General features: G+C 60.2%; 10 protein-coding genes. 3 read left to right on the top strand and 7 right to left on the bottom strand.

The annotated features are described in order from the left end of the window. Nucleotides 1–11 precede the first annotated feature (11 nt). From RAC79_RS04860 to RAC79_RS04850, 3 genes are all read left to right on the top strand, one after another. Nucleotides 12–1,445 (top strand): M81 family metallopeptidase, encoded by a 1,434-nt coding sequence (locus RAC79_RS04860; protein ID WP_174039695.1) that lies wholly within the window; start codon nucleotides 12–14, stop codon nucleotides 1,443–1,445. 62 nt (nucleotides 1,446–1,507) lie between these two features. Further along, the gene (locus tag RAC79_RS04855) at nucleotides 1,508–2,713 is read left to right on the top strand and encodes an MFS transporter (RefSeq protein WP_020808536.1); all 1,206 of its coding nucleotides are present in this window, start codon (nucleotides 1,508–1,510) and stop codon (nucleotides 2,711–2,713) included. Between the two features lie 26 nt (nucleotides 2,714–2,739). Continuing rightward, nucleotides 2,740–3,480, top strand: a complete 741-nt coding sequence (locus RAC79_RS04850; protein WP_174039694.1) for a copper homeostasis protein CutC — start codon at nucleotides 2,740–2,742, stop codon at nucleotides 3,478–3,480. On the opposite strand, the gene RAC79_RS04845 is transcribed toward RAC79_RS04850, so the two are convergent. From RAC79_RS04845 to RAC79_RS04815, 7 genes are all read right to left on the bottom strand, one after another. After that, nucleotides 3,446–4,597, bottom strand: a complete 1,152-nt coding sequence (locus RAC79_RS04845) for a glycosyltransferase family protein (protein ID WP_174039693.1) — start codon at nucleotides 4,595–4,597, stop codon at nucleotides 3,446–3,448. The two genes, RAC79_RS04850 and RAC79_RS04845, sit on opposite strands and share 35 nt — an antisense overlap. Next, nucleotides 4,594–5,841 (bottom strand): glycosyltransferase family 4 protein, encoded by a 1,248-nt coding sequence (locus tag RAC79_RS04840; protein WP_174039692.1) that lies wholly within the window; start codon nucleotides 5,839–5,841, stop codon nucleotides 4,594–4,596. Before RAC79_RS04840 ends, RAC79_RS04845 begins: the two co-directional genes overlap by 4 nt. A gap of 43 nt (nucleotides 5,842–5,884) precedes the next feature. Then, nucleotides 5,885–7,093, bottom strand: a complete 1,209-nt coding sequence (locus RAC79_RS04835) for a glycosyltransferase family protein (RefSeq protein ID WP_174039691.1) — start codon at nucleotides 7,091–7,093, stop codon at nucleotides 5,885–5,887. Nucleotides 7,094–7,165: 72 nt separating this feature from the next. Then, nucleotides 7,166–8,341, bottom strand: a complete 1,176-nt coding sequence (locus tag RAC79_RS04830; protein WP_174039690.1) for an ABC transporter permease — start codon at nucleotides 8,339–8,341, stop codon at nucleotides 7,166–7,168. Then, entirely contained in the window at nucleotides 8,338–9,336 is a 999-nt protein-coding gene (locus tag RAC79_RS04825) for an ABC transporter permease (protein ID WP_174039689.1), read from the bottom strand. Before RAC79_RS04825 ends, RAC79_RS04830 begins: the two co-directional genes overlap by 4 nt. A gap of 1 nt (nucleotide 9,337) precedes the next feature. Continuing rightward, nucleotides 9,338–11,239 (bottom strand): ABC transporter substrate-binding protein, encoded by a 1,902-nt coding sequence (locus tag RAC79_RS04820; RefSeq protein ID WP_174039688.1) that lies wholly within the window; start codon nucleotides 11,237–11,239, stop codon nucleotides 9,338–9,340. Beyond that, nucleotides 11,236–13,128 carry an ABC transporter ATP-binding protein gene (locus tag RAC79_RS04815; protein WP_174039687.1) on the bottom strand — a complete coding sequence of 631 codons (1,893 nt, stop codon included), beginning with the start codon at nucleotides 13,126–13,128 and terminating at the stop codon, nucleotides 11,236–11,238. Before RAC79_RS04815 ends, RAC79_RS04820 begins: the two co-directional genes overlap by 4 nt. Between the last annotated feature and the right edge of the window lie 135 nt (nucleotides 13,129–13,263).

The raw sequence follows: 13,263 nt of genomic DNA, 5'->3' as shown, positions 1-13,263 counted from the left end.
GGGAAACCGACATGCGTATTGCCGTGGGTGGAATTCATACCGAATGCAGCACCTATTCCCCGGTTCTGATGGGCGAGCAGGATTTTCGCGTCTTTCGCGGCGCGGAACTGCTGGAGGCCGAGTATTTCAATTTCCTCGGTGAAGGCGGGGTGGACGTGTTGCCGCTTCTGCATGCGCGGGCGGTACCGGGCGGCCCGGTGTCGCGCGTGGCCTATGAGGCGTTCAAGGCGGAGTTTCTCGAACGCCTTAAGGCCTGCCCGCCGCTGGACGGGCTTTATCTCGCCATGCATGGCGCGATGAATGTCGAAGGCATGGACGATGCGGAAGGTGACTGGATTTCCAGCGCCCGCGCTGTCGTCGGGCCGGATGTCGTGGTCTCTGCGAGCTATGACTTGCACGGCAATGTCAGCCAGACGATCATCGATCAGCTCGACATATTTGCCGGCTACCGAACTGCGCCGCATATCGATGTGCGCGAGACGATGGTGCGGGCGTGGACAATGCTGCTGAAGGCCCTGAAGACGGGCGAAAAGCCCGGCGTCGCCTGGGCGAAAATTCCGGTTCTGCTGCCGGGGGAGAAGACCTCCACGGAAGACGAACCCACTACAAGCCTTTATGCGGTTTTGCCGGATCACGATGCGCGGCCCGGCATTTGGGATGCGAATTTCATGATCGGCTACGTCTGGGCGGACGAACCCCGGGCGACGGCCTGCGCCGTGGTGACGGGAACGGACAAAGCGGCCGCACAGGCGGTCGCGACCGAGATCGCGCAATCCTACTGGAATGCCCGGCAGGATTTTCGTTTCGGCCCCGTGACAGAGCCGCTCGAGGCCATTCTGGATATCGCCGAAAACACGGCAACGCGGCCAATCATCTTGGCCGACTCCGGCGATAACCCGACCGGCGGTGGGGTTGGCGATCGCGCCGATGTTCTGGCTGCGCTGATTGCGCGCAACTGGCAGGGCGCGTTGCTGGGCGGCATCACCGACAGGCCGGCGGTCGAAGCCTGTTTTGCGGCCGGCGAAGGTGCTGCGCTTTCCCTGAAAATCGGCGGCAGTCTCGATCCGCAGAGCCCGTCCGTGACCGTCGAGGCCCGCGTTGTGAAACTGGACGATCCAGGTGTTGCTGACCAGCGGCAGGCAGTAGTCGCCATCGGCGGCATCACGGTCATTCTGGCGGCGCGGCGCAGGCCATATCATATGATTTCCGATTTCACCCGTCTCGGCTTTAATCCAAAGGAGGTGCGGCTGCTGGTCGTCAAGTCCGGTTATCTTTCACCGGAGCTTGCGCCTATTGCCAATCCCAACCTCATGGCGCTGACGGAAGGGGTCATCAATCAGGATATCGAAAACCTTCCCAATCGCCGCCGGGACGGCGATTTTTACCCATGGAAGCCGCATTTCGATTATACCCCTCAGCCCATCCTTTCGGCCCGCTGGCGATGACTGCGGTTCGGTAGCTTTTACCCAGCGATCCGGCGGTGCCGGATCATCTCAGGCGAATATCCATGCCGTCGGCTCTTTCCATCGTCATCAACAATCCGTCGATCCGCATCGGGGCGCTCGCCATCCTGTTCTTCGGGTTCTCGAATGCGGCGACCGCCCCCTATCAGGCGGTTATCGGCATTCGCGAAATAGGACTGAGCAACAGCGTCTATTCGCTGTTGATGCTGTTTGCTGCCGTCATCAATGTCAGCGCCAGCGTGTTGATGGGCATTGTCGCAGACAGGCTGGGTGAATATCGCAAGCCAATGCTCTATATCGCGCTCTTTGGCGTCAGCGGTTATCTGCTGGTCTATCTGGCCGGCAACGCCACCGCCTTCGTCGCTGCAAAGCTGGTGCTTCTGCCGATTTTCGGAGCGATGAATTCGTTGATCTTCGCCCATGTGCGCGCCGATGCGCGCAACCTTTCGACGGGTGAGATGATCGCGGTGAATTCGATCATGCGGGCAACCATCTCGCTTTCCTGGGTGCTGGTGCCGGGCATTGTCGGTGTTTTTCTGGTGAATTCCGGCAATATGCTGATGGCGTTCCTGTTTTCGGGCATCTGCGCGCTTGTCTGCTTTCTGCTCGTCGCCTTCTGCCTGCCGCGGGCCGCCACGCCGGCTTCGGCAAATACTGAAGCGCGGTTTGGCCTGCGCGCCTCGCTTGCGGAAATCGGATCGCGGCGGGTGCTGCTCCGGATCATCGCCATCGCGCTCATCTGCTCGATGCTGCATCTCAACGATTCCGTGCGCTCGCTCATCATAACCGGACAGGCCAAGGGCACGGTGGCGGATATCGGCATTGTTGCGGGTATCGTCGCTGCGCTGGAAATCGTCTTCATTCTCCTTTGGGGCTGGATCGAGAAGAAGGTTCCGCAGACACTGACACTTGCGGCGGGAGCGGGGCTTTACGCCATCTATCTCATTCTGCAGGGGCTTGCTTCAGCGCCGTGGCATATCTACGCCCAAACGGTCATCAGTGCGCTGGGCGCCGCCGCGATCATCAGCATTCCAATTACCTACTTGCAGGAACTGATCGCGGACCGGCCGGGACTCGGAAGCTCGCTTATCGCCGTCAACATCTTCCTCGGCGCTGGTCTGGGCGCGTTGATTTTTGCCGTTGGAACCCTGGTTTCCAGCTATTCGGGAACCTCCATATTGGGGGCGATCGTAGGGCTTGGCGGCGTTTATATGCTTTACGCGCTTGATGGAAAGGGCCGCCGCAGGTAACGGCCACTCAAATGAAAGAGGTTACGATGATTCTCGAAATTTGCGTGGACGATGTCGCCGGTCTGGAAGCGGCGGTCAGCGGCGGGGCCGATCGGATCGAGCTCTGTGCGGCGCTTTCGGGCGGCGGTGTGACGCCATCGGCGGGTTTCATGCAGCGCGCGGCGTCCTGCGGGTTGCCGGTGAGCGTCATGATCAGGCCGCGCGCCGGTGATTTCGTCTTCACGCGCGACGAAGCGGATGTGATGAAACGCGATATCGACGCGGCGCGTGCCGCCGGTCTTTCCGGCGTGGTGCTCGGCGCATCGCGCGGCGATGGTTCGCTCGACATTGTCCTGCTCGAGGATTTGCGCCGCCATGCCGACGGGCTGGATGTGACGCTGCACCGGGCCTTTGATGTCGTGCCTGATATGGACGAGGCGCTGGAAGCCGCCATCGCATTGGGGTTCCCAAGAATTCTCACCTCAGGCGGCGCGCGTTCGGCGCTTGAAGGGATCGAGGCTTTGGCCCACCTGTCCGAGATAGCGGCAGGCCGGATCGTCATCATGCCCGGTGCTGGCGTGCGTCCGCAGAGCGTTCAGACCTTGCTGGATCGCTTTCCGATCACGGAAATCCACGCATCCTGTTCCGCCGTTCCATCCTATGATCCGGAAAGCAGGGTGGCGAAGCTCGGTTTTACCGGCGCAGGGCGCAAGGTTACCGATGAGGCGGCGGTTCGCGAGTTGAAGACGATCCTCACCGCTCATCATAAAGATGGCGCAGCGCTCTAGCCGTTCCGGCCGCGCCATCGAGATCGAGCGTGATCGTGCCGGGCGCCGGCAGGGACAATGCGGCCTTTATGGCATCGGCCATCGCTTGCGCAGAAATATCCTTCTCCTCCAGCACATGCGCCAGCCCCAGCCGCGCCAGCCGTTCGGCGCGGGCGCTCTGTTCGGTTTCGCCCCCGGCTGCGAAGGGGATCAGAAGCGAGCGGCATTTTGCCTGAAGAATATCGCAGACGGTGTTGTAACCGGCCTGTGAAATCGAAAGCCGTGCGCCGGCGAGCAAACTTGCGAAATCCTTGCGGAAACGGAAGACGGACACATTGCCCGCCGCCCGCGCGGATATCGCATCGAAATCCGCCTGCGGCATGTTTGGACCGGTCACGAGGCACCAGCTCTTGATGCCATCCAAGAGGGGGGCAGCCTCGAGAGCAGCCCGTATGAGTGCGGCCCCAACGGCGCCGCCGCCTGCGGAAACCACGATATCGAATTTTTCTGCCGGTTCCGGCGGCGGAAGGGGGGCGACGAGGCCGGTATAGACGATGCGCTGGCTGATTTCGCCTGCGAGGGGAAACGTGTCTTCGAGCCGGGCGAAATCCGGATCGCCATGTACGAGCACCGCATCGAAATGTTTCTTCACCAGTGACACGGTCTCTTCGTCCCGGCCCGGTTTGGTCTTTTCCTGCAAGATATCGCGCAGTGACGCCATGACGAGCGGGCGCGGTTCGCTGTCTTCTATCTCATCGAGAAGCGGCAACAATTCGAAACGCACCTGCCTGCGGCCGAAGGGGAAGGCCTCGATGATAACGATATCGGGTTTGGCGCCGTGATAGGCGCCGATCAGCATATCGGTTCTCAGCCTCTTGAAGTCGTCGTCCACCGGTTTGCCGGAACTGTCGACCAGGCCGGCAAAGCTGCCGTCGCTGACGGCGATGGGCGGCAATTCGACATGGCGGATGCCCTCGCCCGGAAAGCCCGGGACCGGCGTGCCGCCCGTGACCAGCACGACATCGAAACCGTTCGCCTGAAGGGCGTTGGCAATGCGGCTGGCGCGGGCGATATGGCCGATGCCAAGAAGGTGCTGGACGTAAAAGAAGACGCAGGGGCGTTTTTCCGTATCGGTCATGGCGTTTTTTCCCACTCGGTCTCGAACAGGGCCTTCAACTCGACAATGCTGGTGCGATGGTCGAAGGCGGTGCGCACACGGTTTTCGGCGGCGCTGCCAAGACGCTGGCGCAATTGCGGATCGGTGATGGCCGTGCGCAGGGCCTCTGCGAAGGCGGCCGGATTTTCCGGTTCCGTCAGCAGGCCGTTTTCGCCACTGACGAAGAACTCCGGAATGCCGGAAATATTGGTGGAGATGCAGGTCAGCGCCTGGCTCGCGGCCTCGACCAGCACATTTGGCAGGCCGTCGCGGTCGCCATCGCTGGTGATGCGGCAGGCAAGGGCGAAGAGATCCGCTTCCCGGTAGTTCTCCAGCACCTGCTTCTGGTCCATGGCGCCGGTCCAGACGATCCTGTCGGCGACGCCGAGTTCGTCTGCAAGTTTCTTCAGGGAGGTCAGTTCATCGCCGCCGCCGATATGGGTGAAGCGCCAATGGATATCCTGCGGCAGCGAGGCGAGCGCGCGCAGGAGAATATCGATGCCCTTTTTCTTGACCGCCCGGCCGACGCTCAAAATCCTCACCGGATCATCGGCATCTGAACCGTCTCTTGCCGGTCGTGGCGTTTCGAAATGCGGGAAACGGGTGAGATCGAGGCCGTGATAGCTCAGATGCACATTCTGCCTTGACCCGGAAAGGGTCTGCAGATGCTGGAAGCCGCCGGCAGTGCAGGTCACGGCCCAGCGGGCGCTTTGCAGCTTGGCGGCAAGGTCGCGGTCGCTGGAGGTCCAGATGTCCTTGGCGTGGGCCGAAATCGTCCAGGGCGTGCCGGTGATGAGGTGGGTATAGGCGGCGACAGAGGCGGGCGTGTGGATGAAATGGACATGCAGCCATTCGGCATCCGCCGGCCATTCATGCGCGAGCACCGCAGCCTGCCCGAAACGGCGGAAGCGATTGCGGCTGAGATCATGCGGCAGGTCGGTGAAAAACCGGCGAAGCGCCTTGGAGAAGCCCGGCTTCCTGCGGCAGGCCCAAAGCGCCTTCAAAACCCGCAGCGGTTCCTCGTGCAGATATTCCGGAAGATATGTGATGGGCGCGCGGATTTCATCGTGAACGGGATGGCGCTTCTTGTCCGTGGGCCGGCGCATCGACATGAGTTCGAGTTTCAGCCCTGCCTTTTCCAGCCCCAGAAGTTCCTGGGCGATGAAAGTCTCGGACAGGCGCGGATAGCCCTTGAGGAGCACCACGATTTTTTTTGTATCGGTCACGTTGCGCGTGTCTCTTTTGAAGCGGTGTTTATCGGGGAACCGGTCACGCGGTCAGCGTGATCGGCGCCTTGTCGCCCTCGGGCGGCAGCCATTCGGCTATCCGGCGCGATATGTTTTCCAGACCGTCCAGCTTCAGTCCGCGCGCATTGACGGAAGGCGGTGCGCGGTTCGGCAGCGCTTTCAGAGCGGCCGCCATCTTGGCGGGGTTCTCGGCATCTTCCGGCAGAAGCATGTCGAAAAGGCCAAGCTCCGAGGCACGGCTGGCGCGGATAAGCTGCTCTTCGCGCGGCACCGTACGCGGCACGACGAGGGCGGGTTTGTCGAAGGACAATATCTCGCAGACGGTGTTGTAACCGCCCATGGAGACGACGGCCTGCGCGCCGGCGACGAGGTCTTCCATGCGGTTGTCGAATTCGATGATTTCGATATGCGGAATATCGGCAACACTGCTCGTGAAGCGCTGGCGTTGATCCGCCGGCATATAGGGGCCGAGCACCACCAGCGCCTTGTGCGTCAGTTCGCTGTCATGGCGATAGGCGTTGATGACGTCGTCGATCAATTCGCTGCCATCGCCGCCGCCGCCGGTGGTAACGAGAAGGTAATCGCCTTCCGGCCGATGCGCTACGGTTTCGGCCTGCGTCTTCGATCTTTGCAGGAAACCGACGAAATCCATCTTGTCGCGAACGGTGTGCGGAACGTCGAGCCCCGTCAGCGGATCGTGGAAATCGGGTGGGCCATAAATCCAGACGTGGTCATAGAACTGGCCGATCTTGGTCATGACATTGTTGCGCTTCCATTCCGCTTCGAGCAGCTGCGGCGCATCCATGACGTCGCGCAGGCCGATGACGAGCTTGGTGCCCTGTCCCTTGAGATAGGCGAGCGTTTCCTCCACCTCGCCGCGCAGGCCCATGGGCTCCTTGTCGACGATGAAGATATCCGGCTGGAAGCTTTCGGCGGTGTGGTAGATGATGGAGCGGCGCATCTTCAGCGTTTCCTGAAGATCGATATGCCTGTCCATGGACGTATATTCGCCGTTGCGCAGCTTGATGACGCTCGGGATTTTTACGAAATCGACGCGGGCGCGATAATCGAAAGCGCCGGCAATCGTCGCGCCTGAAATGATGAGGACGTTGAGGCCGCGATAATCTTCCACCAGAGCATGCGCGATGGTGCGACACCGCCGCAGATGCCCGAGCCCGAAGGAATCGTGGCTGTACATGAGGATACGCGCGTCGTTCAAACGGGAGGTCATGGGCCACACCTCTTTTTGCCTTTCACAAAAAAGGCGATGGCGGAAGGGCAGTTTATCAAAGGGTGTTCCATTTTATCTGAAGGGATCCGCAGCATCACGTAGTCCGTCGCCGAAGAAATTAAAGGCCAGAATGACGAGAACGACGGGGATCGTCGGGATGAGAAGCCATGGATATAGCGCAATGACGCTGACGCTGCGCGCCTCCGTGAGCAGAATTCCCCAACTTGTGATCGGTGGTCTGAGACCGAGGCCGAGGAAGCTCAGTGCGGTTTCGCCGAGAATCATGCCGGGGATCGTCAGGGTGGCGGATGCGATCAAGTGTGACATGAAGCCGGGAATAAGGTGTCTGCCGATGATGCGCGGCGTGCCGGCACCCATTAATTGTGCAGACAAAACATAGTCTTCTTCGCGAAGCGCCAGAAGTTTTGAGCGCACGGCGCGTGCAAGGCCCGTCCAGTCCAGCATGCCGAGAATGATGGTGATGCCAAGATAGACGAGGATGGGGCTCCAGGTCACCGGCATGATCGCCGCAAGCGCCAGCCAGAGCGGAATGCTCGGGATGGATTGCAGGACCTCGATGATACGCTGCACGATCAGATCGAATGTGCCGCCGCGATAACCCGCCAGACCACCGATCACAATGCCGAGAACGAAGCTCATGGCGACGCCGAGAAGGCCGATGGTCAGCGAAATGCGCGCGCCATAGATGATGCGGGACAGCACGTCGCGGCCGAGACGATCCGTGCCGAGCAGGAACAATTCACCGTCCTCGGCCGGGCAGACGAGATGGGTTCTGCCCTCGAACATGCCCCAGAAGCGATAGGTATCGCCCTTGCAGAAGAAACGCAGCGGCTGGATATCCGTCGGCACATCCCGGTAGACCCGTCTCAGATTGTCCATGTCGAGCGTCATTTCCCGGCCATAAACGAAGGGGCCGACAAATTTTCCGTCATTGAACAGGTGAATGGCCTGCGGCGGGGCGTATATATGCTCGATATTGCGGGTGTGGAGATTATAGGGGGCGAGGAATTCGCTGATCAGGATCGAAAGATAAAGCACCACCAGAAAGGCGCCGGACCACACCGCGATCTTGTGCTGACGGAACTGCCACCACATGAGACGCAGCTGTGAGGCCTTGCTGAAGGCCGCCATTCCTGACGTGTTGGGTTCGATCAGCGACGGGTCGAAGGGCGCGGTCGAGACGTAATGGGGCAGCGCTTCGCCGGGTTTCGGAATGGATGAAGTCATTTGACGTTACCACCTCCGAAGCGGATTCGCGGGTCGAGTATGGCAAGGGCGATATCCGACACCAGAACGCCGATCACCGTCAGGAATGCGAGGAACATCAGGAACGAACCGGCCAGATACATATCCTGGCTCTGCAACGCCCTGATGAGCATGGGACCGGTGGTTTCGAGCGACAGCACGACGGCGGTGATTTCCGCGCCGGAAATGATGGCCGGCAGGATCGAGCCAATGTCCGAGATGAAGAAATTCAGTGCCATGCGCAGCGGATATTTGGTGAGCACCTTGAAGGGGTGTAGCCCCTTGGCGCGGGCGGTGACCACATATTGTTTCTGCAATTCATCGAGCAGATTGGCGCGCAGACGGCGGATCATGCCTGCCGTGCCCGCCGTTCCGATGATGAGGACGGGAATCCAGATATGTTCGAGGATCGACTTGAACTTCGCCCAGCTCATCGCCTGGTTCAGATATTCCCGGTCCATCAGGTGGCCGATGGAGATGCCGAACCAGATATTGGCGAAATACATCAGGATCAGCGCCAGCATGAAGTTGGGAATGGCGATGCCGAGCAGGCCGAGGAAGGTGAGCCCGTAATCGCCCCAGCTGTATTTGTGCGTGGCCGAGTAAATGCCGATCGGAAAGGCAATGAGCCATGTTACGATGATTGTAAGGAACGACACCAGCACCGTCAGCCACAGGCGGTCTCCCACCACATCGCTGACCGGCAGCTGATATTCGAAGGAATAACCGAAATCGCCGACCAGCATACCTGTCGCCCAGCGGAAATAGCGGATCGGGGCTGGCTGGTCGAAACCGTAGCGGACACGCAGCTCTTCGATTTCGGCAAGGTTCGCCGTCTCGCCCATGGCGCGCAGTTCGGCGACATAGCTTTCGAAATAATCGCCCGGCGGCAGTTCGATGATGGTGAAGACCAGCATCGAGATCAGGATCAGCGTGGGGATCATGACGAGGATGCGCTTTAAAATATACCGCAGCATATCAGGCGTCTCCGTCGTACCAGAAGGCATCCGGCATATAGACGCCGAGATAGGATGTGGGCTCGTAACCGAAAAGCGCCTTGTCCGGCACGTTTCGCATGCGTTTGACATGAACGACGGGTTGCAGCGCGCCGTTGACGATGCCGATGGAAAACACCTGCTGCGTATAAATACCCAGCATTTCCAGCCAGATGGCTTCGCGCTCCTGTTCGGTGACGCTTCTGCGCCATTTTTTCAGGAGATCGAGCAGATGCGCCGCCTCCGGCAGATCGGGCTCCTTGCCCTCGCGGCCGCCGGAAAGATAATGCACACCCCAGACCGGCCATTGCAGCTGGTCGTCACCGGTGGGCGCCAGGCCGGATGGCAGCATGTCGGGCGTCGGCACACCGTTGTCCATGCCCATCCATACCGACATCAGCACCTCGCCGCCCATGGCGCGCTTGCGGAAGACATCGCGCTGGGTGGGGCGGACGGAAACGGCAATGCCGATATGTCGCCAGTGATCCGTCACCAGTTCCATCACGTCGGTTTCAAGCGTGCTTTCGCCTGTCGTTTCGACGATGATATAGGCCGGGCGACCATCCGGCAGGAGCCGAAGGCCGGCATTGTCGCGCTTGTCGAGACCGGCTTCATCGAGCAGCCTGTTGGCCGCCGCACGGTCGAAAGCGCTCCAGGCGTCCGCAAATTCCTGCCGGTAAAGCGTGCTTTCCGGCAGAACGGTGTCGGCGCTTTCCTTTGCCAGCCCGTAAAAGCAGACCATGTTGATTTCGTGCCGGTTTATCGCGAGCGACAGCGCCCGGCGTACGCGCACGTCCTGAAAAGCGCTGCGCCAGACTGCGTCGGCACAATTGAGGTTGGGCAGCAGCGCGATGCGCGAGCCCTGAGAGCGCTTGTAGAGGTTCACCTTCAGGGGAAAGCGCTTTTCGGCATCTTTGAGAAAGGTGTAATCGGCGAAATCGAGGCCGAAATATTGCAGATCGCTATCGCCGGACGCCGTCTTGGCCGAGATGATGTCGGACGAAGTGACGTTGAGCAGGAAACGATCGAGATATGGCAGTTGCAAGCCGTTTTCGTCGACCCGGTGATAATAGGGGTTACGCTCGAAGACGAATTGTTCGGCCGGCGGCGCGGTGGTGTTGCGCCAGGCATCCAGCGTCGGCAGATCGGGATTTTCGGGCCGCACCTGCCGCGACATCTTGATATGCAGCCCGCTCCAGTCATCCGTCTTGTTTTTCTTGATCAGCTTGGCGAGTTTTTCCGCCGTCTGATATTTGACGTGGAACTGTTTCATATAGGCGGCGGGCAGGAACAGCCGCGCCGGTGAGGCCGCCGCCAGCTTCGCCAGAAAATCCGGGTTCGGGCCATCCCACGTGTAGCGCACCGTCAGCCGGTCGATGACTTCGATAAGCGGCGGCTTGCTGTTGACCAGAAGCTCTATCGGCGGGCCGCCCTTGTGGATTTCCCTGTTGAGGGCAACGTCCTCCCAGAAATAACGGAAATCCTCCGAGGTAAAGTCGCTGCCATCGGACCATTTGTGGCCCTCGCGCAGCTTGAAGGTGAAGATGCGTTCTTCCTGAACGTCATAGCTTTCGAGAATATCCGGATGAAGCTCGAATTTCTCGTCATAACCGACAAGGCGGGCATAGCTGCTGATCGGCATCAGGCGAATGTCGCGCTGGCCGCCAATGAGCATACGCACCGAGCCACCATGTTTTCCCGGCTCGCGGCCAAGCGCTTTCATGTCGATGACACGCGGGTTTTTCGGCAGGCGTTCGGCCACGTCGGGCAATTCGCCCTTTTCCCGTTTTTCCTTGAAATAGGCGGGGTCGGTATAAGCGGCCCGCGCATAGGCCGGCAGGAAGACGGAGGCCAAGAGGGCAAGGGTGGTGCGACGCGTGATCAAGGGCGAAGCTCCCGGATATCGGCATTGCCGTTTGCAAGCACGAAATGGCCTTCGCCGAGATCGGCGGAGATCATTTCGCCATCACCCTCGTCGCGGAACTGTTTGCCCCAGTCGAATTTGCCCGTCGCGCTGATCTTGCCGATGGTGCGGAAATCGAGCGGGCGGTCGAGATCGGGGAAAGGCACGGCCGCCAGCAGGGATTTTGTATAGGGATGAACCGGAGAGCGCATCAGGATTTCGCGCGGCGCCAGCTCCACGATGCGGCCCTCGCACATCACCGCCACGCGGTCGGCCATATAGTCCACCACCGCCAGATTATGCGAAATGAAGAGATAGGTCAGCCCGAGATCCTGCTGCAAATCCTTCAGCAGATTGAGGATCTGCGCCTGCACCGAGACATCGAGGGCGGAGACCGGCTCATCGCAGATCAGCAATTCGGGGCCGAGTGCCAAGGCGCGGGCAATGCCGATGCGTTGCCTCTGGCCGCCGGAGAAACTATGGGGGTAGCGGTTCAGCGCGCTTTCGCCCAGGCCGATGGCCCTGACGAGACCCCGGACTTTCTCCGCGCGGTATTTGGCGTCACCACGTCCGTGGATTTCCAGCGGCTCGCTCAGGATGTTGCCCACGGTCATGCGTGGAGACAGCGACGATATCGGGTCCTGGAAGACCATCTGTATCTTTGACCGCAGCTCTTTCAGGTCTCCGTCCCTGGCATTGAGGACGTCGATGTCGCCCTCAGGCCGGTGAAAGGTCACCGAGCCTTCATCCGGGCGAACGGCGCGCATGAGGATTTTGCTGACGGTGGTTTTGCCGCTGCCGCTTTCACCCACCAGCCCGAGGCATTCTCCGCGGCGAATTTCAAAACTGACGCTATTGACCGCCTTGGTGGCGTTGGCGTCGCCCTTGCGGAACCAGCTTGACTTCCGGGTCGTGAACGTCTTGCTGATATTGTCCACGGTCAGAAGCGGGCCGGGGGTCTTGTTCACCGCGGCGTTTTTTTTGCCGACGAGGCTTTCGTGGTCAATGTTGATTTCGCGAAGCGCCTTCAGCCTTTCGCCGGGCTTCATGTCGAAATGCGGCACGGCGGCCATCAGGCCCTTGAGATAGGGGTGGCTCGGCGACTTGAAAATGTCGTCGACCGTACCGGCCTCCATGATCTCGCCCTGATAGATCACGGCGACCTCGTCGGCGATATTGGCCACCACGCCGAGATCGTGGGTGATGAGCAGCATGCTCATGTTCAGGCGGCTCTGCAGATCGCGCAGCAGCTTGAGGATTTGCGCCTGTATGGTCACATCGAGCGCCGTCGTCGGCTCGTCGGCGATCAGAAGTGCGGGGCGACAGATCAACGCCATGGCGATCATGGCGCGCTGGCGCATGCCGCCCGACAGCTCGAAGGGATACATGTTTACGACCTTTTTGGGTTTGGAAAACCCTACGAGATCGAGCGTTTCATACATTTTTTCCGCGCGCTCTGCCGGTGACAGGATGCTGTGGATTCTGAGCGCCTCGTCGATCTGGTTGCCGATGGTGTGCAGCGGCGAGAAAGACGTCATCGGCTCCTGAAAGATCAGGCCGATGCGATTTCCGCGTATCGAACGGATTTCCCGGCCGTCCTTCGGCAATTGCAGCAGATCGACAGGGCCGGCCGCGGCATTTTCCGGATCGGTGAACAGCACGCGGCCATTCACGCGTGCCGTCTTGGGATGGATGCCCATGATGGTCTGGCCGATGACGGATTTTCCCGAGCCGGACTCGCCGACGAGAGCCGTGACTTTTCCCGGAAGAATGCGAAGGCTCGCGCCCCTGACGGCATCTATGGTGCCGCCCATGAGAGAAAACGAGACCCGCAGATTTTCAATACGAAGCAAATCTGCGCCTGCGCTCATGCCAAAGGGTTCCTTGCCGTCTCTTTATCGTTGCCTTGTGACAATTTGCTCAGGAGGGCTTAAATCCACGTTATCGCAGGGTGTGTTGTCTGTCTATGCCTCTGAAACATCGAATTGTTTAGCGAATTCAAAGCC

The sequence above is a fragment of the Agrobacterium sp. LR_9 genome (genome assembly GCF_041954855.1).
GTDB classification, from domain to species: Bacteria; Pseudomonadota; Alphaproteobacteria; order Rhizobiales; family Rhizobiaceae; genus Agrobacterium; species Agrobacterium leguminum.
The sequence above is the reverse complement of the archived record's forward strand: the minus strand, read 5'-3'. Positions and strand labels throughout refer to the sequence as shown.

What these genes read in the sequence shown, in the direction of transcription:
- RAC79_RS04815 (WP_174039687.1), bottom strand. Translation starts at nt 13,128, where the DNA reads ATGAGCGCAGGCGCAGATTTGCTTCGTATTGAAAATCTGCGGGTCTCG.
- RAC79_RS04845 (WP_174039693.1), bottom strand. Translation starts at nt 4,597, where the DNA reads ATGACCGATACGGAAAAACGCCCCTGCGTCTTCTTTTACGTCCAGCAC.
- RAC79_RS04825 (WP_174039689.1), bottom strand. Translation starts at nt 9,336, where the DNA reads ATGCTGCGGTATATTTTAAAGCGCATCCTCGTCATGATCCCCACGCTG.
- RAC79_RS04835 (WP_174039691.1), bottom strand. Translation starts at nt 7,093, where the DNA reads ATGACCTCCCGTTTGAACGACGCGCGTATCCTCATGTACAGCCACGAT.
- RAC79_RS04860 (WP_174039695.1), top strand. Translation starts at nt 12, where the DNA reads ATGCGTATTGCCGTGGGTGGAATTCATACCGAATGCAGCACCTATTCC.
- RAC79_RS04850 (WP_174039694.1), top strand. Translation starts at nt 2,740, where the DNA reads ATGATTCTCGAAATTTGCGTGGACGATGTCGCCGGTCTGGAAGCGGCG.
- RAC79_RS04830 (WP_174039690.1), bottom strand. Translation starts at nt 8,341, where the DNA reads ATGACTTCATCCATTCCGAAACCCGGCGAAGCGCTGCCCCATTACGTC.
- RAC79_RS04855 (WP_020808536.1), top strand. Translation starts at nt 1,508, where the DNA reads ATGCCGTCGGCTCTTTCCATCGTCATCAACAATCCGTCGATCCGCATC.